The organism is Caulobacter sp. D5, from assembly GCF_003185805.1.
GTDB lineage: Bacteria > Pseudomonadota > Alphaproteobacteria > Caulobacterales > Caulobacteraceae > Caulobacter.
Map to the genome: position 1 here is coordinate 1 of NZ_QHJY01000202.1, position 1,227 is coordinate 1,227.

Below are 1,227 nucleotides of genomic sequence, written 5' to 3' on the forward strand. Positions count from 1 at the left end.
GGTCGGCGACGGCGGCCCCGGAGACGAGCCATGCTTCCCGCCGCCGCAGCCCCGCCGCGCCATGGCCCCTGGTACACGCATCTCTACGTCCAGGTGCTGGTCGCCATCGCCGCCGGCGCCCTGATCGGTCACTTCTGGCCCGGCTTCGGCGAGAGCCTGAAACCGCTGGGCGACGCCTTCATCAAGCTGGTGAAGATGGTCATCGCTCCGGTGATCTTCCTCACCGTCGTCACCGGCATCGCCGGCATGCGGGATCTGGGGCGCTTTGGCCGCGTGGCGCTGAAGGCCTTCGCCTATTTCCTGACCTTTTCGACCCTGGCTTTGATCATCGGCCTGATCATCGCCAACGCCGTGCATCCCGGCGCAGGCATGAACGTCGACCCCAGCACGCTGCACAACGCCAAGGTCGCCGACTACGCCGCCAAGGCCCACGAGACGACCATCGTCGGCTTCCTGATGAACATCATCCCGGCCACGGTGGCTGGAGCCTTCGCCGACGGCGACATCCTGCAGGTATTGTTCTTCTCGGTGATGTTCGGCATCGCCCTGGCCCTGGTCGGCGACCGCGGACAGCCGGTGATCGACCTGCTGGAAGCCGTCGCCCACGCCTTCTTCAAGCTGGTGGCCATCCTGATGAAGGCCGCCCCGATCGGGGCCTTCGGGGCCTTCGCCTTCACCATCGGCAAGTACGGCATCGGCTCGGTGATCAACCTGGCCGCCCTGGTCGGGACCTTCTACGCCACCTCGCTGATCTTCGTGCTGGTGGTGCTGGGAGCGGTGGCCCGGTTCAACGGCTTCTCGATCCTCAAGCTGATCCGCTACCTGAAGGGCGAGCTGCTGCTGGTGCTGGGCACCAGTTCGTCGGAGTCGGCCCTGCCCAGCCTGATCGAGAAGCTGGAGCGCGCCGGCTGCGCCAAGCCGGTCGTCGGCCTCGTCGTGCCGCTGGGCTATTCGTTCAATCTGGACGGCACCAACATCTACATGACCCTGGCGGCCCTGTTCATCGCCCAGGCCACCGGCGTGCACCTGTCGCTGGAGGAGCAGGTCCTGCTGCTGGGCGTGGCCATGCTGTCGTCCAAGGGCGCGGCGGGCGTCACGGGGGCCGGCTTCATCACCCTGGCGGCGACGCTGTCGGTGGTGCCCAGCGTGCCGGTGGCCGGCATGGCGCTGATCCTCGGCGTCGACCGCTTCATGAGCGAGTGCCGGGCCCTGACCAACTTCATCGGC

Annotated in this window: 1 protein-coding gene; it reads left to right on the top strand. The window is 67.3% G+C overall.

Translation table 11 applies throughout. From position 1 onward, the window contains the following. Positions 1-30 precede the first annotated feature (30 nt). On the top strand, positions 31-1,227 hold a 1,197-nt coding region (locus tag DMC18_RS14195), incomplete at its 3' end, for a dicarboxylate/amino acid:cation symporter (protein WP_110133026.1).